This window comes from Curtobacterium sp. AC273 (assembly GCF_979253735.1).
The window spans coordinates 48,350-70,498 of record NZ_CEEDDU010000001.1 but is presented as its reverse complement, the minus strand read 5'-3'; the positions used below and the strand labels follow the sequence as shown (position 1 = coordinate 70,498).

The following is a 22,149-nucleotide window of genomic DNA, read 5'->3' as shown; positions in this document are numbered from 1 at the left end:
CGGCTTCTGCACGGCGTTCATGCGGTCACTCCTTCCTTGCGGCCCGCGTCCGAGGACGGGTCCGGAGATGCGGACTGGAGGCGCGGGGTGCGCCCCGTCGATGCTGGTCGCGGTCCGCGATCCGGTCCCTGTCCACGGCGGTCCTTCCGTCCGCCGACGATGCGGCAGACGACCCAGATCACGAAGCGAGATCGTGGTGACGTAGGGAGCTGATCGGCAGCCCGCCACCGAGTGCCGGCAGAGATGCCGCCGACGACCGACACGACGGCGAAGACCGTGGACAGGATCGGCACGACGACCGGGTGGGAGCTGAGCCGGAGCGCCGCCGCCGCCGGGGTGACCGGCAGCGAGAGCACCAGCAGGGCACCGACGATCTGCACGGAGACGGCGGTCGCCAGGCCGAGGGCGAGCATGAAGACGAGCGCCAGGGTCACGCACGGGGACTGTACCGGCGGCCGCGGCCACGTCGGGGTCGACCGACGAGAACATCAGCAGGCGCCAGATCACCAGGAGCGTCACCACGACGATGGCGGCGATGACGAAGGGAAAGGTCAGCTGCGGGTTGTCGACCGACACGATCTGCCCGGTCAGCAGCCCGGGCTATTCGCCGCGCGACCGCTTGTAGAGCGCGAGGCAGAGGATACCGAGCCCGAAGCCCGAACGGCATGAGCACGGCTTGATGATCGAGTTCCGGTCGCGGGCCTTCGAGCCGAGCAGGCCGATGAGCAGCGCCGCGACGACGAGACCCGACGAGCAACCCGTGAAGCCGACGTTCACGCCGAGCAGCAGCGACGCGGACGCCCCCGCGAAGGAAGAGCTCCGAGATGCCGTGCACCGCGAACGGCATGTTCCAGGCGACGCCGAACTGAGCCGATCAGCCCGCCGTCGACGCCGAGCACCGCTCCTGCCCAGATCGAGTTTGCACGAGCACGAGAATGCTCGCCGGCGAACTCACTGGAAGGAGAAGACCGTCGACCAGACGTCCATCAGATCCGCCCCTTCGTCGGGTTCCGGTGCGTGCGGGTCCGGGTCACAGTAGTAGTCGTACCGCGGCCTCGTTCGCACCGACGATGACGATCCAGCCCATCGTCCGCACGACGTCGACGGGCGTGCCGTACAGGTCGCTCAGCACGTCGGCGCGCAGGACCTGGGCATCGGGCGACTTGATCCGGAACCGGCCGCCGGCGATGTAGAGGACGCGGTCGACGACGTCGAGGATCGGGTTCACGTCGTGGGTCACTGAACAGCACGGCGGCGTCCTGCTGCCCGACGCTGCCGGTCGATGAGCTCGGTGACACCTTGCTGGTGCCGCAGGTCGAGCGAGATTCGAGCGGCTCGTCACCAGAGGGAGGAGCGCGGGGTCGGCGGCGATGGCCTGCCCGACGCGGGTGCGCTGCTGCTCGCCGCCGGACAGCTCGGCGACCGGGGCGTCCATGAACTCGGTCGCGCCGACCTCGTCGAGGATCCGGTCGATCCGGGCGCGCTCCGCGCGACGCTGGCGGGCAGGGATCCCCCAGCGCGAGCCGGTGACGCCCTGCGCGATCATGTCCCGCGCACGGAGCGGGGTGCCGGCGTCCATGAGCCGCTGCTGCCGGGATGTAGCCGATCTTCCGGTGCCCACGGCGGAGCCGGCTGGCCGAGGAACGACATCGTGCCGCTCGTCGGCCGCTGCTGGCCGAGGACCCAGTTGCGGAGGAGCGAGGTCTTGCCGGCACCGTTCGGGCCGAGCACGGCGACGAACTCGCCGGGCGCCAGGTCGAGGTCGAGGTGCGACCAGAGCCGGCGCTCCCCGCATTGCGAGCCCGGCGTCGCGGAGTGCCGAGCACGACGGAACCGCCACTGCCGCGCTGGGCAGTGGCGGTCAGCTCGGAGGTCCGAAGGGGAGACGGTGGTCACTTCTGGAGCGCCGCCACCGCCGCGTCGATGTTCGCCTGCTGCCACGAGACGTAATCCTGCCCCTTGGGGAGCGTCTCCGTGACACCGACCACCGGGACGCCCGCGTCGTCGGCGGCCTTCTTGACCTGCTCGGTCTCGGGCTCGAGGGTCCTGGTCGTTGCTAGGCGGAGAAGCTGCACGGTGCTTCTTGGCTGAGCAGCTTGAGGGTGTCGTTGAGGGCGGCCGGCGGGACGTCGTCGCCTTCCTCGATGGCCTCGGAGAAGGCCTCGGGGGTGACGTTGTCGAGGCCGATCGCGTCGAAGAGGTAGCCCGGCACCGGCTCCGTGTAGGCGACCTTCTCGCCGTCGTGGGTCTTCTTGAGGTCGGCGGTGTCGGACTCGAGCCCCTCGAGCTTCGTCGTCAGGGCGGTACCGCGTTCTCCTGGAACGTCTTCGCGTCGCCCTCGTCGAGCGCACTGAGCCGCTTCGAGACGTCGGCGACGAACTTCACCATCGTCGGGTAGCTGTAGAAGACGTGCTCGTTGAACTCGGCGTCCCCGCCCTTGTCGAGCCCGAAGGCGAGCTTCACGACGTTGATCGTGTCCGCCTTCGTCGTCGAAGGCGTCGGCGAGCGTCGTCATGAAGTCGTCGTACCCGCCGCCGTTCTCGATCGAGCAGGTCGGCCTTCGACACGGCGAGCTGCGTCTTCGCGCTCGACTCGAACGAGGTGCGGGTCCTGCGACGGGTCGTTCAGGATGCTCGTGACGGAGACGTGGTCACCACCGATCGACTCGACGATCGAGCCGTAGACGTTGGTGGAGGCGACGACCCGGATCGTGCCGTCGCTCGAGGCGTCACCGGACGAGGGCGAGGATCGCGCAGCCCGTCCAGGACGAGCGCGGCGGCGCCGGCGACGAGCGGCAGGGCGAGGAGGCGGTTGTGCATGTGCTCGAGCGTAGGGCTTCTTGATAACGGTTGTCAAAACCAGTATCAGCCGCCAGACGGACAGGAGGCGCGGTGCCAGCTGGCACCGCGCCTCCCGTGATGAAGAACCCGCGACTACGGCTTGGTGGCCGCGTCGATCGTGTTCTCGGCGATCGTGTCCTCCTCGCGCCCAGGGGTGCGGAGGTTCCACTTCTTGATCACGAAGCTGAGCAGGAAGTAGTAGACGACCGCGTACCCGAGGCCGATCGGGATGAGCCAGAATCGCCTCGTCCGCCTTGCCGAAGTTCAGCACGTAGTCGATCGCACCGGCCGAGAACGCCGAGAACCCGTCGTGGATGCCGAGGGCGTTGACCAGGGCGAGCGACGTGCCCGTCAGGACCGCGTGGATGATGTAGAGCGGGAACGCCACGAACATGAACGAGTACTCGAGCGGCTCCGTGATGCCGGTCACGAAGGACGTGAGGGCGGCGGAGCATGATGCCGCCGACGAGCTTGCGGTTCTGCGGCTTGGCGTTGCGCCAGATGGCGAGCGCACCGGCCGGCAGGGCGAACATCATGATCGGGAAGAAGCCGGCCTGGAAGATGCCAGCGGTCGGGTCACCGGCGAGGAAGCGCGCGATGTCACCGTGGTACGTGACCCCGTCCGAGGTGAAGCTGCCGAGCTGGAACCACGGGAAGAAGTTGAGCAGCTGGTGGAGCCCGATCAGGATGAGCATGCGGTTGACGAACCCGAAGATGCCGCCGCCGATGACGGCGTTGTCCGCCACGGCCTGACCGGCAGCGGTCAGCGCGATGTCGAAGTAGCGGTACACGAACGACATCAGCACGGCGATGACCAGGCCGGCGACCGCCGTCAGGATCGGAACGAGACGACGGCCCGAGAAGAAGCCGAGGAGGGGGGGGGGGGAGTCGGGCATCTTCGTGCGGTGGAACTTCTCCCACTGACCGCCGAGACGAGACCCATCACGATGCCGCCCAGGACACCGAAGTTGATCGTGGCCTGGTCGCCGTTCGCGTCCTTCACCCCGGCGAGGACGATCGGCGACATCGCCGCGAACACCTGGTACATGACCATGTACCCGACGACGGCCGCGAGCGCGGTCGTGCCGTCCGACTTCTTCGCCCACCCGATGGCGATGCCGACCGCGAAGGCAGCGGCAGCCAGGTGAACACCTGTTGCCCGCAGCGGCGATGATCGTCGCGCCCTGTTCGAAGCCGGGGATCGCGCCGAGCATGTCGGACTGACCGAGGCGCAGCAGGATGCCGGCGGCCGGCGTGACCGCGATCGGCAGGAGCAGGCTCCGCCCGAGGCGCTGCGCTTGCGCGAACAGCCTGGACTGCTTCTTCGGCTTCTTCTTCACCGGCACGTCCGTGGCGGTGGTGGCGCTCATCGGAGGTCCTCTCGTCATTGGGTGGAGCTGTCGGGGTGAGTGAGTTGAGTCGTGCAGCCAGCGCAGGTAACCTCGGCGGTGTTCGCCAGGTCGGTCCTGTCCGGTCGCTGACCAGTTCCGTAGTCTGAACCGAGACCGGTCCGGTGTCAACCTGGTACGAGAACCCTTAACGAGGAGGAAACGATGGCCGACATCAAGGCAGCCGACATCATCGCCGCGCTGGGTGGCGCCGACAACATCGAAGAGGTCGAGGGCTGCATCACGCGCCTCCGCGTCGAGGTGGAGGACGGCGACCTCGTCGACAAAAGCCGCGCTCCAGGCCGCGGGCGCCGAGCCCATCGTCGGTGGCGGCACCCGGCTGGCAGGTCATCGTCGGCACCATCGCCGACAACCTCGCGCAGGACATCCAGGACGAGCTGTGACGAGCGTCCGGACCCCGTTCGCGGGCCCGGTCGTCTCGCTGGCCGACGTCCCTGACCCGGTCTTCGCCGGGCAGCTCGTCGGCGCGGGCGTCGCGGTGGACCCGACCGGCGTCGAGGGCGCGGTCACCGCGGTGGCTCCCGTCGACGGCCTCGATCGTGAAGCTGCACCCGCACGCGTTCGCGCTGCAGGGCGCCGCGGGGACGGACGTCCTCGTGCACGTCGGCATCGACACCGTGAAGCTCGCGGGCGAGGGCTTCGAGCTCCTCGCGGCCGAGGGCGACACCGTCAGCGCCGGGGACCCCGTGGTCGGTTCACCCCGTCGGTGATCTCGGCCGCCGGCTACTCCCGATCTGCCCCGTCGTGGTGCTCGGCTCCACGCCGGACTCGATCCCGCAGGACACGGTCGGCACGACCGTCCGTGACGGCGACACCCTCTTCGAGGCGTAGGCGCAGCAGTACCGACCCGGCCCCGCTCGTCGTGACCCGACGGGCGGGGCCGAGCCGTGCCTCCAGGTCGGCGACGACGGGTCAGGCGACCGCCTGCGAGGCGGTGACCTCCATCTGCACCCGGTACCGATCTGAGCGGTACCAGCTGCGGGAGTGTGCTCCACGGGGCGCTCCCCGCGTACGACCGCGGTCGAACTCCAGCACCGGCGCCCCCGTCTTCGTGCCGAGCAGCGTCGCGACGTCGTCCGCCGCCGGGTTCGCCGCCACCGTCTGCTGGGCGCGGTCGATCGGCGTGCCGTACTCCGTCGCGATGATCGAGTAGACCGAGCCGGACAGGTCGTGGTCGAGCAGCCCCGGGAGCGCGTCGGCGACGAGCCACGCGTCGTCGATCGACACCGGTGCCCCGTCCGCCATCCGCAGCCGCTTCACGTGGAAGGCCGTGACGTCGGCGTCGAGCCGCAGCGCGGCGGCGGTGTCCATCGGCGGGACCTTCTCCTCGCGCACGAGCACCACCGTCGTCGGCACGTGCCCCATCGCGCGCATCTCCTCGGTGAAGGACGCGAGGTGGAGCGTGGACTGCACGGGACGGTGCGCGACGAACGTGCCCTTGCCGCGGACGCGCTCGAGGTAGCCCTCGTTGACGAGCTGGCCCAGCGCCTCGCGCACCGTGATGCAGGAGACCCCGTACTCGGCGATGAGCTGACGCTCGGACGGGATCGCGGCACCGGTGCGAGCCGCGACGTCGCGAGCTCGAGGAGGATGCGCCGCAACTGCTGGTGCTTCGGTTCGGCACCCTCGGTGATGCGGCTCGTCATGCGTCCCTCGTGCTCCGTCGCTGGTCCTGGGTGGTGGTCATGCGCGGACATGACCAGTTCCCTTCACAGTAGCGAGTCCCCCTCGGAACGCCAATGCACATGACAAGATGACGGCCGTGACAACCGTGGTGATCGTCGACGACGAGACGCTCGTCCGCTACGGCTTCGAGCTCATCCTCGGCGCTGCGCCGGACATCGAGGTCGTGGCCACCACCGGGGACGTCGACGCCGTGCAGGTCATCCGTGTGCACGCGCCGGACGTCGTGCTGCTGGACGTGCGGATGCCGCGGGTCAACGGGCTCGAGGTCCTGCGCGAGCTGCAGACCCTCGACGCCCCACCGGCGGTCGCGATGCTCACGACGTTCGACACCGACGAGTACGTCGGCCAGGCGATGGAGCTCGGCGCCGCCGGGTTCCTGCTCAAGGACACCGACCCCGAGGGCCTCGCCGAGTACGTGCGCGTCCTCGCCCGCGGCGGGGTCGTGCTGGCACCGGGCGTCGACCGCACGCGGCTCTTCGCTGCACGCACATCGGCGGCCACGCCACCACCCGGCGCTCTCCGAGCGCGAGCACGCCGTCCTGCGCCTGGTGGCCGACGGCGCGAGCAACCCGGACATCGGACAGCGACTCGGGGTGAGCACCGGCACCGTCAAGGAGGACGTCCGCGCCCTGCTCGCCGCGTTCGCCGTGCCCACCGAGGTCCAGCTCGCGCTGCGCGCGGCCGAGGCGGGACTGCTGGATGGCTGAGCCGACGACGGCCTCCGCCTCCGTCGTGTGCTCACCGCGACCGACGGGAGGCTCGACCGCCTCGTCGACGCCGGCCTGCGCTGGGCGCGCACCCACCACGCACCCTGGTGGCTGGTCGACGCGCTGTTCGTCGCCGCCGCCGTCGCCGACGCCGTGCTCGACATCTCGGGCGCGACCACCGTCGAGACGTGGCTGTCACTGCTCGCGGCCGCAGCCCTGCTCCTCCGCCGCCGCTTCCCGGTGCTCCGCGTTCGCCCTGACGATGCCCGGGCTGTTCGTCGGGTCCGCGGTGGTCGCCGGCAGCGTCGCCCTGTTCACCCTCGGCGAGCGCACCAGCCGCCGGTGGCTGATGCTGCTCGCGGCGCTCGTGCAGTTCGTCGGGTTCAGCGGGTTCGTGGGGCCGCCGCAGACCCTCGACGAGATCGTGGTGTCGGTCGTCTACGCCCTGATCTTCGCGCTCGGCCCGCTCGCCGTCGGGCTGCTCGTGCAGACCCAGGCGCGGCTGACCGACCAGCTCGCGGAGTCCCGCCGGGCCCGGGAGGACGAACGCCGACAGGCCGCGGCGGTGGCGCTGTCGCGTGAGCGGGCACTCCTCGCACGGGAGATGCACGACGTGGTCTCGCACCAGGTCACCCTCATCGCCGTGCAGGCCGGGGCGATGCAGATGGCCGGGCGGGACGAGGCCGAGCGTGGATTCGCGCGGACGATCCGGCAGCTGTGCGTCGTCACCCTGCAGGAGCTCCGCGAGATGGTCCAGGTGCTCCGCGCGCCTCCGGCGGCACCGACCGCGAGATCGCCCCACAGCCGGTGCTCGCCGACCTGCCGCGGCTCGTCGCCGAGAGCAGCCTCGAGACCAGCTGCACCGTCGACCTGCCAGACACCCTGGCGCAGCCGCTCCAGCGCGCCGTCTACCGGTTCGTGCAGGAGGGCCTGACCAACGTCCGCAAGCACGCCCCCGACGCCACCGTCCGGGTCAGCGGACGGATCCACGGCGAGCACGTGCTGGTCGACGTCGTGAACGGCCCAGCACGCTCGGACCGCCTCGAGCTGCCCGGGTCGGGTCTCGGGCTGATCGGCCTCGGCGAGCGGGCGTCGCTCCTCGGCGGGAACATGGAGTCCGGTCCGCAACCGGACGACGGGTTCGCCCTGCACCTGCGGCTGCCCGTCGAGCACGTCCCGGCTGCGCGACCCGTCTGACGTCGCCCCGCCCTGCCGGGTCATCCTGCGGGCCAGCGCCGGTGGCCGATCGGCCACCACGGTTCACGCCGCGGAGCGATGACGCGGTGCCCGCGATCGGCTGGGATGAGATCGTGGCACCTCCAAGCTCTGCTCGGACGACTCCGTCGCTTCCCGGTCTCCGTCGCCGTGACCGTGGCGGCGGCCGTGCTCGTCGTGACCGCGCGGATGGCCCACGCCGAACCGGACTTCCCGCACCACCCGCCCGTCGCCTGCCTGGCGCTGGTCGCCGTGGCCCTGACGACCGTCCTCGCCGAACGCTCCCTCGGGTCGCTCCGCACCCTCGTGATCGGTGTCCTCGCGCCGACGCTCGGCGTGCTCGGCGCCCTGCTGACCGTGACCATCGGCTCCGCACTCGGCGAGGCCCACGCCGAGTTCGCGGTCGGCCAGCCGCTCCTCGCCCCGTCGGTCGTCGCCGCGGCACTGCTCGGTGCGGCCTCGGCGGCGATGCCGACCCAGCACCGGTGGCGGACGCGCGCGGCCCTGTGGACCGTCGTGCTCACGCTGGTGCTCTTCGCCGGCCACGGGTCGGACCTGGCCCGAGCCCTGGCGACCCTGCTCGGGACCGCAGCCGGCGCCGCCGTCGTGCGCCGCGCCTCCCGTCCGGACCCACGCACCACCCGCGACACCGTCGGCGCGCGCACGTGGGTCGTGGCGACGCTCATCGCGCTCGGTGCCGGCACCCTGGTGACCCTCGTCGTACCGGACCCGGACGGCGTGCTCTCGATCTTCTCCGACGCCATGAGCGACCGCGCCGTGGTCGCGGTCGGGCTCCTGCTGCTCGCGGCGGCGTGGCTCGTGCAGCGCGGGCGTCGGGCCGGGATCGTCCTGGCCGCCGGCGTGCTCGTGACGCTCACCGCCGTGCTGGCCGACGTGTTCCTCATCGAGCCGATGACCGACGACGCCGTGCGGTGGCAGGGCCTCGGCCTCGACGCCGTCGAGTGGCAGGTCACGCTGCTCGGCGCGTGGCTCGTGCCCGCCGTCGTGCTGCTCGTCGTGATCGCCCTGCGCGGCACGCTCGTCCGCGGCCGGTTCCGCGCGGCCGGCAGCTGCCGCGACGACCTGGTCGGGATGCTCCGCGACGGCGACGCGGGCACGCTCGGGCACATGGGCACCTGGCGGGGGAACGCCACCTGGACGCACCCGGACGGTCTCGGAGCCGTCGCCTACCGCGTCCGCGGCGAGGTGGCGCTCACCGTCTCGGACCCGGCGTGCGCCGCCGCCGACCGGGCCGAGGTCGTGGCCGCGTTCACCGCCTTCTGCGATCGCAACGGCTGGGTGCCGGCGTTCACGAGCGTGCACGAACCGGTGCGCGCGATCCTCGCGGCCGATGGCTGGACGGCGCTGCCCGTGGGCGTCGAGTCGGTGCTCGACGTCCGTGCGTTCGACCTGCGCGGCAAGAAGCGGCAGGACCTCCGGACGGCCTCGAACCGCGCCGACCGCGAGGGCGTCCGCGACGAGTGGACCACCTTCGGAGCCCTCGGCGACGACCACCGTGCCGAGGTCGAGGCGATCTGCACCCGGTGGGCGGCCGACCGACGGCTGCCCGAGATGGGCTTCACGCTCGGCGGCTTCCGCGAGCTCGACGACCCCGACGTCCGGCTCCTGCTCGCCGTCGCGGCGGACGGGCACGTGACCGCGGTCACCAGCTGGCTGCCGGTGTACGAGCACCGCGCGCTCACCGGGTACACGCTCGACGTGATGCGACGCGGCGAGGACGGGATGCCCGGCGTGATCGAGTTCCTCATCGCCCGGAGCCGCCCTGCGCGCCCGCGACGCCGGACTGACCACGATCAGCCTGTCCGGGACGCCGCTCGCCGCGCACGCCGGCGCCGGTGCCCTCGTCGCGCGCGGTTCGCTCCTCGTCGCCCGGGTGCTCGAGCCCGTGTACGGGTTCCGGTCGCTGCAGCGCTTCAAGGAGAAGTTCGGGGCCCGACACGAACCGCTCTGGATCGTGGTGCCGACGCCGTTGCACGTGCCGCGCGTCGCCCGGGCGCTGGCGAGTGCGTACGTGCCGGGCCTCCGGCCGAAGCACCTGTGGGCGCTGCGACAGGCACACCGGGCTGCGGTGCGCTCGTGAGCCCCACGGCGTGGTTGCTCGCGACGCAGTTGCAGGCGCCGTCGAAGCTCGTGCCGGCCGACGTCGCGTTCGCGGTGCTCGGCCTCGTGGTGCTCCTGCCGGCGCTGCGACGGGTGCGCGACCGGGGCGCGTGGCGGTCGGTCGGTCTCCGTGCCGCCGTCGCCGCCGGGTCCGCCGTCGCGGTGCTCGTCGTCTGCTGGGTCTGCAACCGACGTGCTCAACCTGTTCGGCGTCGCGCTGAGCCCCGTCACACGCATGTGGGTCGCCGTCGCCGCCGCGGCCCTGGGGCTGGCGGTCACCGGCATCGTGCAGGGTGGCCGCGGGCGTCGGGTCCTCGCCGCGGTGCTCGTCCCCGCCGCGCTGCTCGTGCCCGCGCTCGGGGTGAACGTCGAGTTCGCCAAGTACCCGACCCTCGGCACCGTCGTGCAGAGCAACCCTACCCAGCGCTCGACCTCGCAGCCGCCCCCGCCGCCACGCTGCCCGCCGTCGGCGAGGTCCGAACCGTCGACGTGCCGGGCACACGCTCGGGTTTCCCGGCCCGTCCGGCCGTCGTCTACCTGCCACCCGCCGCCCTCGTGCGGGACCCCGCTCCGCTGCCCGTCGTGCTCGCCTTCTCCGGCCAGCCCGGGGCCCCGAGCGACATGTTCACCGCCGGGCAGATGGGCACCGTGCTCGACGCCTACGCCGCCGCGCACCACGGTCGGGCGCCCATCGTCGTCTCGGTCGACCAGCTCTCCGCGCCCGGACTGAACACGATGTGCGTCGACTCACGGCTCGGGAAGGCCGCGACCTACGTCACCGAGGACGTCCCCCGCTGGCTCACCGCACACCTGCCCGTCACGACCGACCGCCGCGCCTGGGGCCTCGTCGGGTTCTCGCAGGGGGCGACCTGCGCGATGCAGTTCGTCACCGGTGCTCCCGACCGGTTCGGGGCAGCCCTCGCGATCTCGAGCGAACTGCAACCCATCGACCAGAACCCCCGGCACAGCGCGGACCAGGCGTTCGGCGGATCCGTCGCGGCGTGGAAGCGGGCAGCGCCGATCGCGCAGATGCGGGCGAACGGGCTCGACGGGGACACGCTCTGGCTCACCGCGGGGTCGGCGGACAAGGAGTTCAGCGCGAACGCCCGCACCCTCGGGGCCGCGGCACGGAAGGCCGGTGGGACGACCACGATCGCGTTCGCACCGGGGAGCGGCCACGACTGGAACACCGTGCAGTGGTCGTTGCGTGCGGAGCTGCCGCACGAGGCGGACACCCTGTTCGGGGGCGCTGCGGTGACGCACCTCGTGCTGGCCGTCGTCGCGTTCGTCGCGGTCCTGGTGCTGAGCCTCGGGCCGGTCGTGCTCGTGCCCCTCGCCGCGGTGCTCCTGGTGCTCTGCGCCGTCACCGCCGGAGTGATGCCGCGGGAGCCGGGGGCACCCCGAACCCCGTCGTCAGGCGTTGGCGACGAGCCAGGCCCGCTGCGTCCGTGACAGTGCTCGATCGGCCCAGACCTGGCGCTCCACGCCGTCCGGCAGCGTCGACGAGGTCGATCCCTGCCACACGAGCGAGAGCCCTGCGCGTTCGAGCACCGCGGCCGAGGCCGGGTTGTTCGTCAGCACGCGACCGGTGATCAGGACCTCGGGCACGATGTCGTCGGCAGCACCGACAGCGGCGCGGGCGATCTCCGTCGCGTAGCCGTGCCCCCATGCCCAGGGCGCCAGCCGGTACCCGAGGTTCCACACCCCGGCGGCGGTCATGTCGACGCCGCCGACCCCGAGGAACGCGTGATCGGCAGCCGATCGAACCGCCCACGAGCCCAGACCGTGCCGGGCACGCCCGCCGATCTTGCGCTGCACCAGGTCGACGCTGGAGGCCCGCACCGTGTGCCGCCCCGCGGGCAGGTGCGTCCACGTGCGCGCGTCGGAGAAGACCGCGTGCACGTCGTCGATGTCCGACGGGGTGAGCGGGGTGAGCAGGAGGCGATCCGTTCGGATCTCCTGCGAGGGCATCAGGAGCTGGTGGACCATGGGGAGATCATCCCGCCGCCCACCGACATCCGGGTGAACGGCGCGCGACGAGTGCGGTTCCGGTGCGGACGTCCGCATCGTGGGAGCACGAATCGTCGGGTCCGCCACGACCACCCGACGATTCCTGCTCCCTCGACTGGGTTTGAGGGCGCGGGGCGGCGGCGCGGCGACTAGTCGAGCAGGAGCGCGGGCTCCTCGAGCACCGAGGCCACGTCGTGCACGAACCGCGACGCTACGTCACCGTCGACGACCCGGTGGTCGAACGACGCACCGATGGTCGTCACCATGCGCGACCGCACCTCGCCGTCGACGACCCACGGCTTCGGCTTGATCGTGCCCATGGCGACGATCGCGACCTCGCCCGGGTTGAGGATCGGGGTGCCGGTGTCCATGCCGAACACGCCGATGTTCGTGATCGACACCGTGCCGTTCGCCATCTGCTTCGGCGTCGTCTTGCCGTCGCGGGCGGTCAGGGTCAGCTCCTCGAGGGCCTGCGCCAGCTCGAACAGCGACATGTCCTGCGCGTCCTTGATGTTCGGCACGATGAGGCCGCGCGGGGTCGCCGCCGCGATGCCGAGGTTCACGAAGTGGTGCACGATGATCTCGCGGTCGGTCCAGGTCGAGTTCACCGAACGGTTCCGGCGGACGGCCCAGATCACGGCCTTCGCGACGATGAGGAGCGGCGAGACCTTGACGCCCGCGAACGTCGGCGAGGACTTCAGTCGCTTGACGAACTCCATCGTTCGGGTCGCGTCGACGTCGACGAACAGCGACACGTGCGGAGCGGTGAAGGCCGAGGTGGTCATCGCGGTCGCGATGGCCTTGCGCACGCCCTTGACGGGGATCGTCTCACTGCGGACGTCGCCCCACTCCGGGCGTCTCGATGTTGCGGAAGACGCTGGCCTGCTTGGCGTGACGGATGACGTCGTCCCGCGTGACCTCGCCCGCGAAGCCGGTCGCGACGATCTCGGTCAGCTCGACGCCGAGGTCCTTCGCGAGCTTGCGGATCGGCGGCTTCGCCAGGACGTTCGTCGCGACGCTCTGCTTGCGCGCAGGTGCGGAGCCCTGCGCGGTGATCGCCTCGGCGGTGCTGTCCTCGCCCGGGTCGACGGCGGCTTCGGCTGCCGCCGCGGCGTCCCACACTGGAGGCGCGGCTCGCCTCGGCCGCGAGCGCTGCCGCCCGGCGCGCGCCCGGCTTGCGACGGGACGGCGACGAGGTCGCCGAGCCGTAGCCGACGAGGACGGCGCCGGAGGACTCGTCGGTCCCGACGACGGAGGCGTCGACGGCGACCGGCTGTGCGGGGGCCGGTGCCGCCGGAGCGGGGGCGGCCGCGGCCGGAGCCGGCACGGGCGCGGCGACCGGGGCGGGCGCCGACGGGGTCTGCGCGACCGGGGCCGCGGGAGCGGCCGGGGCGGGCGGGGGTGGCCGCGACCACCGGCGAGGTCGGGACGCTGTCGGCGACCGGAGCCGCGCCTCCCGGCTGCCCGACGGCTGCACCGGATGCGACCGACGCGTCGGAGTCGACCCGGATGATCGGCTTGCCGACCTCGACCGTGTCGCCCTCGGACACGAGCAGCCCCGTGACCGTGCCCGCGAACGGCGAGGGCAGCTCGACGAGGGACTTCGCCGTCTCGATCTCCACGAGCACCTGGTCGACGGTGATCTCGTCCCCGATCGCGACGCGCCACTGCACGATCTCGGCCTCGGTCAGGCCTTCGCCCACGTCGGGCAGGGGGAATTCGGCGGCGGCCACTACGGCTCCTTCGGCGATCTGGACGAGGTCGGACGGGTGTCGGACGGACAGGGTGTCAGTAGGCGAGGGCGCGGTCGACGGCCTCGAGGACGCGGTCGGCGTCCGGCAGGTGCAGGTGTTCCAGCTTCGACACCGGGAAGGGCACGTCGAACCCGGAGACCCGCAACGGCGGTGCCTGCATCGTGTAGAACGCCTTCTCGGCGACCGTGGCGGCGATCTCGCTGCCGACGCTCACGAATCCGGACGCTTCTTGCGCGATGACGAGCCGACCGGTCTTCCGGACCGAGGCGAGCAGCGGCTCCCAGTCGATCGGCGAGATCGATCGGAGGTCGATGACCTCGCAGCTGGTGCCCTCGGACTCGGCGAGCTCGGCGGCCTGCATGAGCGTCGCGACCATCGCGCCGTGGCCGACGAGGGTGACCTCGGTGCCGGTGCGGGCGACGCGGGTGGTGTGCATCGGCACGTGGCCGTCGACGAGGTCGACCTGCCCCTTCGGCCAGTAGCGCGACTTCGGCTCGAGGAAGACGACCGGGTCCTTCGAGGCGATTGCCTCTTGGATCATCCAGTAGGCGTCGTTCGGCGTGCTCGGGCTGACCACGCGCAGACCGGGGGTGTGCGCGAAGTACGCCTCGGGCGACTCCTGGTGGTGCTCCACGGCGCCGATGTGGCCGCCGTAGGGGATGCGGATGACGACGGGCAGCGACATGTGCGCCGGCAGCCGGTTCGCCATCTTCGCGAGCTGCGAGGTGATCTGGTCGAAACCGGGCCACACGAAGCCGTCGAACTGGATCTCGACGACCGGGCGGTAGCCGCGCAGGGCGAGGCCGATCGCGGTGCCGATGATGCCGGCCTCGGCGAGCGGGGTGTCCCGCACGCGCTCCGGGCCGAACTTGTCCTGCAGGCCCTCGGTGATGCGGAAGACGCCGCCGAGCTGGCCGATGTCCTCGCCCATCAGCAGGACCTTGTCGTCCGCCTGCATCGCGGCGGCGAGCCCGGCGTTCAGCGCCTTGGCCATCGTCAGGGTCGGGGTGGGGTCACTCGGGACCTCGCCGGCGCCCGGGTGGGAGCGCAGCGTGTAGTCGAAGAGCTGCTCGGTGGTGCTCATGCGTGGGCGCCCCTTCGTAGCCGGCCTCGTAGCGTTCCAGCCAGGCCTTCTGTTCGGCGATCAGCGGGTGCGGCTCGCGGTAGACGTTGTCGAACATCACGTCGATGGACGGCGGCGTGAGCGCGTTCGTGCGGCGGCGGACGTCGGCGGCGATGTCCTCGCCCTCTTCGTCGAACGCGGCGAACTGCGCGTCCGTCGCGCCCTTCGAGCGCAGGTACGCCTCGGAGCGGACGATCGGGTCGCGGCGGACCCAGTCCTCGAGCTCGCCGTCGGCGCGGTACCGGCTCGGGTCGTCCGAACTCGTGTGCGCACCGATGCGGTAGGTGTCGGCCTCGATGAAGGCCGGACCGTTGCCGCCGCGGGCGTGGTCGGTGGCGACGACCGAGGCCGTGTACGACGCGAGGATGTCGTTGCCGTCGATGAGCACGCTCGGGATCCCGAAGCCGCGCGGGCGGTCGACGAGCGGCGTCGGCGACTGCACCGAAACCGGGACCGAGATCGCCCAGTGGTTGTTCTGCAGGAAGAAGACGACCGGCGCCTTGGTCGACGCCGAGAACACGTACGCCTCGTTGACGTCGCCCTGGCTCGTCGCGCCGTCGCCGAAGTAGACGATGGAGCAGGCGTCGCGGTCGGGGTCGCCCGTGCCGACGTCGCCGTCGAGCTTCTGGCCGAGCGCGTAGCCCGTGGCGTGCAGGGTCTGCGAGCCGATCACGAGCGTCGAGATGTGGGTGTTGCCCCGCTGGTCCGGGTCCCAGCCGCCGTGCGTCTGGCCGCGGTACATCGCGATGATCTCCATCGGCTCGACGCCGCGGTGCATCGTGACGGCGTGCTCGCGGTACGAGGGGAACACGTGGTCCTGCGCGCGGAGGGCGAAGGCCGAACCCGTCTGGGCGGCTTCCTGCCCGTGGCTCGGGACCCAGAGGCCGAGCTGTCCGGTTCGCTGGAGGTTGTGACCGGCGTGGTCGAACCGACGGGTGAGGACCATGCGGCGGTGCATCGCCAGCAGGGTCTCGTCCGGGATCGCCCGCGCGGCGGCGGCGAACTCGGCGTTCTCGTCGGTCTCCACGAACCGGCCCTCGGTGTCGAGGAGCCGGATGGTGGTCGTCGCGGGGGCCGCGGCGCGGAATGACATGCGGGCCAGCGTAGCGGCAGCGACTACCCCGCTGCCTGGAGGTCCCCCACAAGTGCACGGGCCGTTTCGAGGAGCGTTTCCACAGCCTCGTGCTCGCCGATCGAGATGCGGATGCCCTCGGGTGCGAACGCCCGGACGATGATGCCGGCGCGCTCGAACGCCTCGGCCGCGACCGCGGTGCCCTCGCCGGTCGGCAGCCACACGAAGTTGCCCTGCGCCTCTGGTACGGGCCAGCCCTGCTCCCGCAGCGACGCGACGATCCGGTCGCGGAGGGCTGCGAGTTCGGCGACCCGCTCGAGCAGCTCGGTCTCGCGCTCGAGGCTGGCGAGCGCCGCCGCCTGCCCCTGCGCCGTCACCGACAGCGGGATCGCGCAGGCACGTACGGCGTCGAGCACGTACGCCGGCCCGAAGGCGTAGCCGACGCGGAGTCCGGCGAGCCCGTAGGCCTTCGAGAAGGTGCGGAGGACGACGAGGTTCGGGTAGCGCACGAGCAGCGCGGCACCCCGGACGGCCGTCGGGTCGGTCACGAACTCGGCGTACGCCTCGTCGAGGACGACCAGCACCGAGGACGGCACCGACTCCATGAACGCCTCGAACTCGGGGCCGGTCACGATCGGCCCGGTCGGGTTGTTCGGCGTGCAGACGATCACCATGCGGGTGCGGTCGGTCACGGCGGCGGCCATGGCGTCGAGGTCGTGCCCGCCGTCGGGGCGGTTCGGCACCTGCACGCTCGTGGCGCCGGCGACCGTGACGACGCCCGGGTAGGCCTCGAAGGACCGCCAGGCGTAGACGATCTCGTCGCCGGGTCCGGACGTGGCCTTCGCGAGCTCGTGCAGGATCGCGACGCTGCCCGAGGCGACGTGGACCTCGTCGACGGTGAGGCCGAAGCGGTTCGCGAGCACGGCGCGGACGGCGAGGGCGGTCGCGTCGGGGTACCGGTTGAACGCGGTCTGGGCCTGCACGGCCTCGACGACGCCGGGGAGCGGCGGGAACGGGTTCTCGTTGCTGGACAGCTTGAAGGCGTCGGCGGCCGCCTGGCGTCCCTGCTTGTAGGCAGGCAGTACCGCGATCTCGGGCCGGATGTGCACGCGCGCGTCAGTCACCCCGTCAGGGTATCTGCACCCGCACGGCACCCGGAGGGCATCATGGGGGCATGCGATTCCTCGTCCGCCTCGTCGTCAACGCCGTTGCGCTCTGGCTCACCACGCTCATCGTGAGCGGCGTCTCCGTCACCCCGTTCGGCGACGGCGGCACCCTCGCCACCGTGCTGACCTACCTGCTCGTGGCGTTCGTGTTCGGTCTCGTGAACGCGGTCATCGGCACGCTCATCCGGATCGTGGCGTTCCCGCTCTACATCCTGACGCTCGGGCTCATCTCGTTCGTCGTGAACGCGATCCTGCTGCTCATCGTCGCGGGCATCTCCTCCGCCTTCGGGTTCGGGCTCGAGGTGGAGTCCTTCGGCTGGGGCATCGTCGGCGCCTTCGTGCTCGCCGTCCTCGCCTGGCTGATCGGGCTCTTCACCCGCCCGGTGCTCAACCGTCAGCGCGCGTGACGCGAGCCGACGACGCGACCGGCGCCGCGCCTCCAGTCAGGACGACGGACGCGACGGACGCGACGGACGGGACGACCGTCGCGGACGCCCCCGCGCTGCGCCATGATGTCCCCATGACCACGGACGCCGGCGCCCCCCCCGTTCCGTGTCTCGTTCGTCTGCAGCGGCAACATCTGCCGCTCCCCCATGGCCGGCATCGTGTTCGCGCAGCTCGCCGCCGACGCCGGCATGGCCGAGCGCTTCCAGGTCGAGTCCGCCGGCACCGGCGACTGGCACGTCGGTGAACCCGCCGACGAGCGCACGATCGCAGCACTCGCGGCGCGCGGATACGATGGCAGCAGGCATCGCGCCCGTCAGTTCGACCCGGACCGGTTCCCGGACCTCGACCTGGTGGTCGCACTCGACCGCTCCCACGAACGCATCCTGCGCTCGTGGGCCCCGACCATGGACGACGCCGCGAAGGTGACGCTCCTGTTGCGGTACGACGACGCCTGGCCCCAGCAGACCGACGTACCGGACCCGTACTACGCGGACCGGCACGAGTTCGACCGAGTGCTCTCGACCGTCGAACGGGCCTGCCGGGCGCTCTTCCGCCAACTCGAGCCGGCCGTCCGTCAGGGAGCCCCATGACCCCCTTCCCCCGCAGCCGATCAGCCCGCTCGACGGGCGCTACTACCCGATCGTGCACACGGTGGGCGAGCACCTCTCCGAGGCCGGCCTCAACCGCGCGCGCATCGTGGTCGAGGTCGAGTGGCTCATCTTCCTGACCGACCACGCCATGTTCACCACGTCGCCGCTCAGCGTCGACGACAAGGCCGCGCTCCGCCGGGTCGTCGAGACCTTCGGGCAGGACCAGATCGCCGAACTCGCCGAGATCGAGGCCACGACCCGCCACGACGTCAAGGCGGTCGAGTACTTCGTCCGTCGCCGGCTGTCGGAGCTCGGGCTCGACGCGCGATCGCCGAGCTCACCCACTTCGCCGCGACGAGCGAGGACGTCAACAACCTCTCCTACGCGCTGACCGTGCGCGACACCGTCGAGCAGGTCTGGCTCCCGGCGTACAAGGCCGTGCTCGCCGTGCTCCGCGCGATGGCCGACGAGCTGAAGAGCGTCCCGATGCTCTCCCACACGCACGGCCAGCCCGCCACCCCGACCACGCTCGGCAAGGAGCTCGCGGTCGTCGTCTACCGGCTCGAGCGCGTCCTGTCGCAGATCGAGGGCGGCGAGTACCTCGGCAAGTTCTCCGGGGCGACCGGCACGTTCTCCGCGCACCTCGCCGCCGACCCCGAGGCCGACTGGCCCGCGCTCTCCCGCGAGTTCGTCGAGGGCCTCGGCCTGACCTGGAACCCGCTGACCACGCCAGATCGAGTCGCACGACTGGCAGGCCGAGCTGTACGACCGGGTGCGGCACGCGAACCGCATCCTGCACAACCTGGCGACCGACGTGTGGACCTACATCTCGATGGGGTACTTCACGCAGATCCCGATCGCGGGTGCCACCGGGTCGTCGACGATGCCGCACAAGATCAACCCCATCCGGTTCGAGAACGCCGAGGCGAACCTCGAGATCTCGTCGGCGCTGTTCTCCACGCTGTCCGAGACCCTCGTGACGTCGCGGCTCCAGCGGGACCTCACCGACTCGACCACGCAGCGGAACATCGGCGTCGCGTTCGGGCACTCGCTGCTCGCGCTCGACAACCTCCGCCGCGGTCTGGGCGAAGTCTCGGTGAACGAGGCCCGGCTCGCCGAGGACCTCGACCACAACTGGGAGGTGCTCGCCGAGGCCATCCAGACGGTCATCCGCGCCGAGGTCACCCCCCCCCACCCCCCCCCCCCCCCCCCCCCCCCCCCCCCCCCCCCCCCCACCCCCCCCCCCCCCCCCCCCCCCCCCGCACACACACACACACACACACACACACACACACACACACACCCCCCCCTCCCCCCCCCCCACCCCCCCCCCCCCCCCCCCCCCCCCCCCCCCCCCCCCCCCCCCCCCCCCCCCCCCCCCCCCCCCCCCCCCCCCCCCCCCCCCCCCCCCCCCCCCCCCCCCCCCCCCCCCCCCCCCCCCCCCCCCCCCCCCCCCCCCCCCCGCCGGGCAGTCGAACATCGAGGACCCGTACGCGATGCTCAAGGAGCTCACGCGCGGCAAGCGGATCGGGCAGGCGGACCTCGTCTCGTTCGTGAACGGCCTGGACATCTCGTCCGGGGCGAAGGCACGGCTGACGAACCTGACGCCGGCGACGTACACGGGTCTGGCGGACGAGCTGGTCGACCACCTCGACGTCTGAGCGCGCACGCCCTCCCCGCTCGCAAAACGCAACTTGGGCGGATGCTCGCAGCGGCATAGCTCTGCGAGCATCCGCCTTCGTTGCGTTTTGCGGGACGGCGCGGGACTCGCGGGGCGGCGCGGGACTGCGCGGGCTGCGAGCGCCGACGTTTCCGGACGTTCACGTGACGTCCGACGCTTCCTCACGTAGGCTCGCGTCGGACGCTGGGGGGACCGCGACGACGCGGAGCACGGAACCGGGTCTGCGCTGTACCCCGCTCGGGTGCTCGAACCGGAAGAACCCATCCATGCGCCGTACCACCATCGCCACCGCCGCCGCGGTGACCGCGCTCGCAGCCGCGCTCGTCGCCCTCCCGGGCGTCGCGACGGCCGAGAACGCCCCGGCCCCGACGCCCACCGCGTCCCAGCAGTCCATCACGGGCACCGCGGGCGAGGGCACCGCTGCGCAGGCCTCGCCCGAGAGCCGTGCCGCGACGCCGGCCGGCACCGAGTGGGTCACCGCCGACGACCTCGCCACCTGGACGACCGGGAGCTTCCCGGCGACCTGGTTCACCACGGGCGGCACGCCCACGTTCGGCGCGAGCGGGGTGACGCTGCCGATGAACACGCTCCTCGCACACGTCACGACCGGCAGCGCCGCGACCGACCTCACCGACGTCCGCAGCACGGTGAAGGCATCGCAGGACGGCCTCGGTCTCGGGACCGCCGACCTCATCGCCACCGGCGACGCGCGGTACGCGCTGGTGGTCGACGCCGCTGGTTCCCCCGACAACACCCCGGGCGACGGCATCGTCCTCACCACCTCGGCCACCGGCCCCACCGCCGTCGACGGCACCTGGACCGCCAGCCTCCCGGTCGGCACGATCGCGGCCGGCACCCCGGCGACCCTCGCCGCCTTCGAGGCCCAGTTCGCCGCGACCGCGCCGGACGCCACGATCAACGCGTACGGCGCGCTGACGATCACCGCGACCGGCACGGTCACGGGGATCTCGCGGAACAGCGACAACACCTACTTCACCCCCGAGCCGACCGGCACGCTGCGCGTCCAGACGCCGACCACGCAGTCGTCGCTCCGCGACCCGGGCGTGCAGTTCACCGCGACCGGCTTCCTGCCGGGTGAGAAGGTCCAGCCCGCGGTCCTGCTGCAGGACCTCGAGTACCTCCCCGCCGACCAGGTCTTCACCGCCGACGCGGACGGCAACGTCTCCGGGACCGCCACGTTCAGCGCCGACATCCCGGCCGGTGACGTCGTCATCACCCTGAGCGGTGCCGACAGCGGCATCCTGGTCAGCTTCGCCGTGACGGTCGTGGCCGACCCGACGACGCCGGGCACCGACCCCACCCCGGTGGACGACCCGGCCCCGTCGCGGTCCCCGTTCGGGCAGCGCGGCCTTCACCGGCTGATCGACAGCACCGACCGACCCGACGCCCACCGCGGCGTCCGACGGCGCCCGGCCAGTTCTACGCCGGGCGCCGTCGCCACGTCCGAACCGAGGAGCCGCACCGTGCCCCGACCGTCGTCGTCACGCTTCCGCCCCGGTGTGCTCGCCGCCCTCGTGGCGATCGCCGTCGCTGCGGTGATCGTCGTCCTGGCGATGCGGCCGTGGTCGGCTCCGGTCGCCGCGCCGACCTCGACCGCCCTCGTCGGTCGCCCCGAGCACGCCGACGCCCAGTGCGACCCGGGGACCGACCCCGACTCCGACACCGACGCCGGGGAGCGTTCCGGTGGACGCGGGTGCACGCGCCGGCGACGTCGACGGTCGCTGCGGTCCGGGGCGCGTCGATCGCGGTGCACGCCGGCCCCGGTGGCGCGGTCCACGACGACCCTGACGAACCCCCAGGCCTCCGGCGCTCCGCTGGTGTTCCTCGTGGTGGCGCAGCAGGACGGGTGGGTGCAGGTGCAGCTCGCGCAGCGTCCGAACGGCGCAGCACCGGCTGGGTGGAGAAGGGATCCGTCGACCTGTCCGCCGACCCGTACGCGATCGTGGTGACGACGTCGACCAACACCCTCAAGCTCTACAAGGCCGGCAAGGTCGTCGACCGTTACCCCGTCGCGACCGGTACCGGCGGCACACCGACCCCGACGGGGCACTTCGCGTTGACGGAGCTGCTGGCGCCGACGAACGCCGGGTACGGCCCGTACGCGTACGGCACGACCGCGTTCTCCGACGTGCTGAACTCGTTCGGCGGCGGTCAGGGGCAGATCGGGCTGCACGGCACCGACGACTCGTCGAGCATCGGGACCGACTCGTCGCACGGCTGCGTCCGCATGCACAACGCCGACATCAGCGCGCTCGCGAAGCTGCTGCCGCTCGGCACACCGATCCAGGTGCGTTGACCGGTCCGGGG

At 72.0% G+C, this 22,149-nt stretch carries 20 protein-coding genes and 7 pseudogenes; 14 read left to right on the top strand and 13 right to left on the bottom strand.

The window, feature by feature from the left end:
* Nucleotides 1-17: 17 nt before the first annotated feature.
* The 7 genes and pseudogenes from ACZ8AI_RS00405 to ACZ8AI_RS00375 form a co-directional block, all read right to left on the bottom strand.
* Nucleotides 18-987, bottom strand: a pseudogene (locus ACZ8AI_RS00405) (metal ABC transporter permease).
* A 43-nt stretch (nucleotides 988-1,030) separates the two neighbouring features.
* Nucleotides 1,031-1,579 (bottom strand): hypothetical protein, encoded by a 549-nt coding sequence (locus ACZ8AI_RS00400; protein WP_464855663.1) that lies wholly within the window; start codon nucleotides 1,577-1,579, stop codon nucleotides 1,031-1,033.
* Nucleotides 1,543-1,896 (bottom strand): ATP-binding cassette domain-containing protein, encoded by a 354-nt coding sequence (locus ACZ8AI_RS00395; RefSeq protein ID WP_464855661.1) that lies wholly within the window; start codon nucleotides 1,894-1,896, stop codon nucleotides 1,543-1,545. Before ACZ8AI_RS00395 ends, ACZ8AI_RS00400 begins: the two co-directional genes overlap by 37 nt.
* On the bottom strand, nucleotides 1,893-2,075 hold the full coding sequence (locus tag ACZ8AI_RS00390; RefSeq protein ID WP_464855659.1) for a hypothetical protein: 183 nt from the start codon (nucleotides 2,073-2,075) through the stop codon (nucleotides 1,893-1,895). Before ACZ8AI_RS00390 ends, ACZ8AI_RS00395 begins: the two co-directional genes overlap by 4 nt.
* Nucleotides 2,057-2,515 carry a hypothetical protein gene (locus ACZ8AI_RS00385; protein WP_464855657.1) on the bottom strand — a complete coding sequence of 153 codons (459 nt, stop codon included), beginning with the start codon at nucleotides 2,513-2,515 and terminating at the stop codon, nucleotides 2,057-2,059. The genes ACZ8AI_RS00390 and ACZ8AI_RS00385 overlap by 19 nt, the downstream gene beginning before the upstream one ends.
* Entirely contained in the window at nucleotides 2,512-2,856 is a 345-nt protein-coding gene (locus ACZ8AI_RS00380) for a metal ABC transporter solute-binding protein, Zn/Mn family (RefSeq protein ID WP_464856334.1), read from the bottom strand. Before ACZ8AI_RS00380 ends, ACZ8AI_RS00385 begins: the two co-directional genes overlap by 4 nt.
* Before the next feature lie 390 nt (nucleotides 2,857-3,246).
* Nucleotides 3,247-3,736, bottom strand: a pseudogene (locus ACZ8AI_RS00375) (PTS transporter subunit EIIC); the annotation flags it as partial.
* Nucleotides 3,737-4,393: 657 nt separating this feature from the next.
* On the opposite strand from ACZ8AI_RS00375, the pseudogene ACZ8AI_RS00370 reads away from it, so the two are divergent.
* The 3 genes and pseudogenes from ACZ8AI_RS00370 to ACZ8AI_RS00360 all read left to right on the top strand — a co-directional run bounded on the left by ACZ8AI_RS00370 (nucleotide 4,394) and on the right by ACZ8AI_RS00360 (nucleotide 4,959).
* Nucleotides 4,394-4,632, top strand: a pseudogene (locus tag ACZ8AI_RS00370) (PTS transporter subunit EIIB).
* Nucleotides 4,629-4,721 (top strand): annotated as a pseudogene (locus ACZ8AI_RS00365) (PTS glucose transporter subunit IIA); the annotation flags it as partial. The pseudogenes ACZ8AI_RS00370 and ACZ8AI_RS00365, both read left to right, overlap by 4 nt.
* Nucleotides 4,722-4,788: 67 nt before the next feature.
* A complete protein-coding gene (locus tag ACZ8AI_RS00360; RefSeq protein ID WP_464855655.1) occupies nucleotides 4,789-4,959 on the top strand; it encodes a PTS glucose transporter subunit IIA in 171 nt (56 codons plus the stop codon).
* A 202-nt stretch (nucleotides 4,960-5,161) separates the two neighbouring features.
* Here the strand turns inward: ACZ8AI_RS00360 and ACZ8AI_RS00355 are convergent, their stop codons facing one another.
* Nucleotides 5,162-5,752 (bottom strand): GntR family transcriptional regulator, encoded by a 591-nt coding sequence (locus tag ACZ8AI_RS00355; protein WP_464856332.1) that lies wholly within the window; start codon nucleotides 5,750-5,752, stop codon nucleotides 5,162-5,164.
* 250 nt (nucleotides 5,753-6,002) lie between these two features.
* On the opposite strand from ACZ8AI_RS00355, the pseudogene ACZ8AI_RS00350 reads away from it, so the two are divergent.
* The 5 genes and pseudogenes from ACZ8AI_RS00350 to ACZ8AI_RS00330 form a co-directional block, all read left to right on the top strand.
* Nucleotides 6,003-6,293: pseudogene (locus tag ACZ8AI_RS00350) on the top strand (response regulator); the annotation flags it as partial.
* Nucleotides 6,294-6,483: 190 nt separating this feature from the next.
* On the top strand, nucleotides 6,484-6,642 hold the full coding sequence (locus tag ACZ8AI_RS00345; RefSeq protein WP_464856330.1) for a helix-turn-helix domain-containing protein: 159 nt from the start codon (nucleotides 6,484-6,486) through the stop codon (nucleotides 6,640-6,642).
* 262 nt (nucleotides 6,643-6,904) lie between these two features.
* The gene (locus ACZ8AI_RS00340; RefSeq protein WP_464855653.1) at nucleotides 6,905-7,576 is read left to right on the top strand and encodes a sensor histidine kinase; all 672 of its coding nucleotides are present in this window, start codon (nucleotides 6,905-6,907) and stop codon (nucleotides 7,574-7,576) included.
* Nucleotides 7,561-7,839, top strand: a complete 279-nt coding sequence (locus ACZ8AI_RS00335; protein WP_464855651.1) for an ATP-binding protein — start codon at nucleotides 7,561-7,563, stop codon at nucleotides 7,837-7,839. The genes ACZ8AI_RS00340 and ACZ8AI_RS00335 overlap by 16 nt, the downstream gene beginning before the upstream one ends.
* Before the next feature lie 105 nt (nucleotides 7,840-7,944).
* On the top strand, nucleotides 7,945-11,430 hold the full coding sequence (locus ACZ8AI_RS00330; RefSeq protein WP_464855649.1) for a phosphatidylglycerol lysyltransferase domain-containing protein: 3,486 nt from the start codon (nucleotides 7,945-7,947) through the stop codon (nucleotides 11,428-11,430).
* Here the strand turns inward: ACZ8AI_RS00330 and ACZ8AI_RS00325 are convergent.
* The 5 genes and pseudogenes from ACZ8AI_RS00325 to ACZ8AI_RS00305 form a co-directional block, all read right to left on the bottom strand.
* Entirely contained in the window at nucleotides 11,392-11,967 is a 576-nt protein-coding gene (locus tag ACZ8AI_RS00325; protein WP_464855647.1) for a GNAT family N-acetyltransferase, read from the bottom strand. The two genes, ACZ8AI_RS00330 and ACZ8AI_RS00325, sit on opposite strands and share 39 nt — an antisense overlap.
* A gap of 170 nt (nucleotides 11,968-12,137) precedes the next feature.
* A pseudogene (locus ACZ8AI_RS00320) lies at nucleotides 12,138-13,721 on the bottom strand (dihydrolipoamide acetyltransferase family protein).
* Between the two features lie 55 nt (nucleotides 13,722-13,776).
* Nucleotides 13,777-14,736 (bottom strand): alpha-ketoacid dehydrogenase subunit beta, encoded by a 960-nt coding sequence (locus tag ACZ8AI_RS00315; protein ID WP_464856328.1) that lies wholly within the window; start codon nucleotides 14,734-14,736, stop codon nucleotides 13,777-13,779.
* A 19-nt stretch (nucleotides 14,737-14,755) separates the two neighbouring features.
* A complete protein-coding gene (locus tag ACZ8AI_RS00310; protein WP_464855645.1) occupies nucleotides 14,756-15,958 on the bottom strand; it encodes a thiamine pyrophosphate-dependent enzyme in 1,203 nt (400 codons plus the stop codon).
* A gap of 23 nt (nucleotides 15,959-15,981) precedes the next feature.
* Nucleotides 15,982-17,061: a histidinol-phosphate transaminase gene (locus ACZ8AI_RS00305; RefSeq protein ID WP_464855643.1), complete on the bottom strand. Its 1,080-nt coding sequence runs from the start codon at nucleotides 17,059-17,061 to the stop codon at nucleotides 15,982-15,984.
* 50 nt (nucleotides 17,062-17,111) lie between these two features.
* Between ACZ8AI_RS00305 and ACZ8AI_RS00300 the strand changes: the two genes are divergently transcribed.
* From ACZ8AI_RS00300 to ACZ8AI_RS00275, 6 genes and pseudogenes are all read left to right on the top strand, one after another.
* Entirely contained in the window at nucleotides 17,112-17,510 is a 399-nt protein-coding gene (locus ACZ8AI_RS00300) for a phage holin family protein (RefSeq protein WP_464855641.1), read from the top strand.
* Between the two features lie 186 nt (nucleotides 17,511-17,696).
* A complete protein-coding gene (locus ACZ8AI_RS00295; RefSeq protein ID WP_464855639.1) occupies nucleotides 17,697-18,140 on the top strand; it encodes a low molecular weight protein-tyrosine-phosphatase in 444 nt (147 codons plus the stop codon).
* A gap of 19 nt (nucleotides 18,141-18,159) precedes the next feature.
* Nucleotides 18,160-19,323: pseudogene (gene purB / locus ACZ8AI_RS00290) on the top strand (adenylosuccinate lyase); the annotation flags it as partial.
* Between the two features lie 313 nt (nucleotides 19,324-19,636).
* On the top strand, nucleotides 19,637-19,801 hold the full coding sequence (locus ACZ8AI_RS00285; RefSeq protein ID WP_464856326.1) for a hypothetical protein: 165 nt from the start codon (nucleotides 19,637-19,639) through the stop codon (nucleotides 19,799-19,801).
* 286 nt (nucleotides 19,802-20,087) lie between these two features.
* Entirely contained in the window at nucleotides 20,088-21,791 is a 1,704-nt protein-coding gene (locus tag ACZ8AI_RS00280; RefSeq protein WP_464855637.1) for a hypothetical protein, read from the top strand.
* Entirely contained in the window at nucleotides 21,740-22,138 is a 399-nt protein-coding gene (locus ACZ8AI_RS00275) for a L,D-transpeptidase (RefSeq protein WP_464855635.1), read from the top strand. The genes ACZ8AI_RS00280 and ACZ8AI_RS00275 overlap by 52 nt, the downstream gene beginning before the upstream one ends.
* The last annotated feature ends 11 nt before the right edge of the window (nucleotides 22,139-22,149 follow it).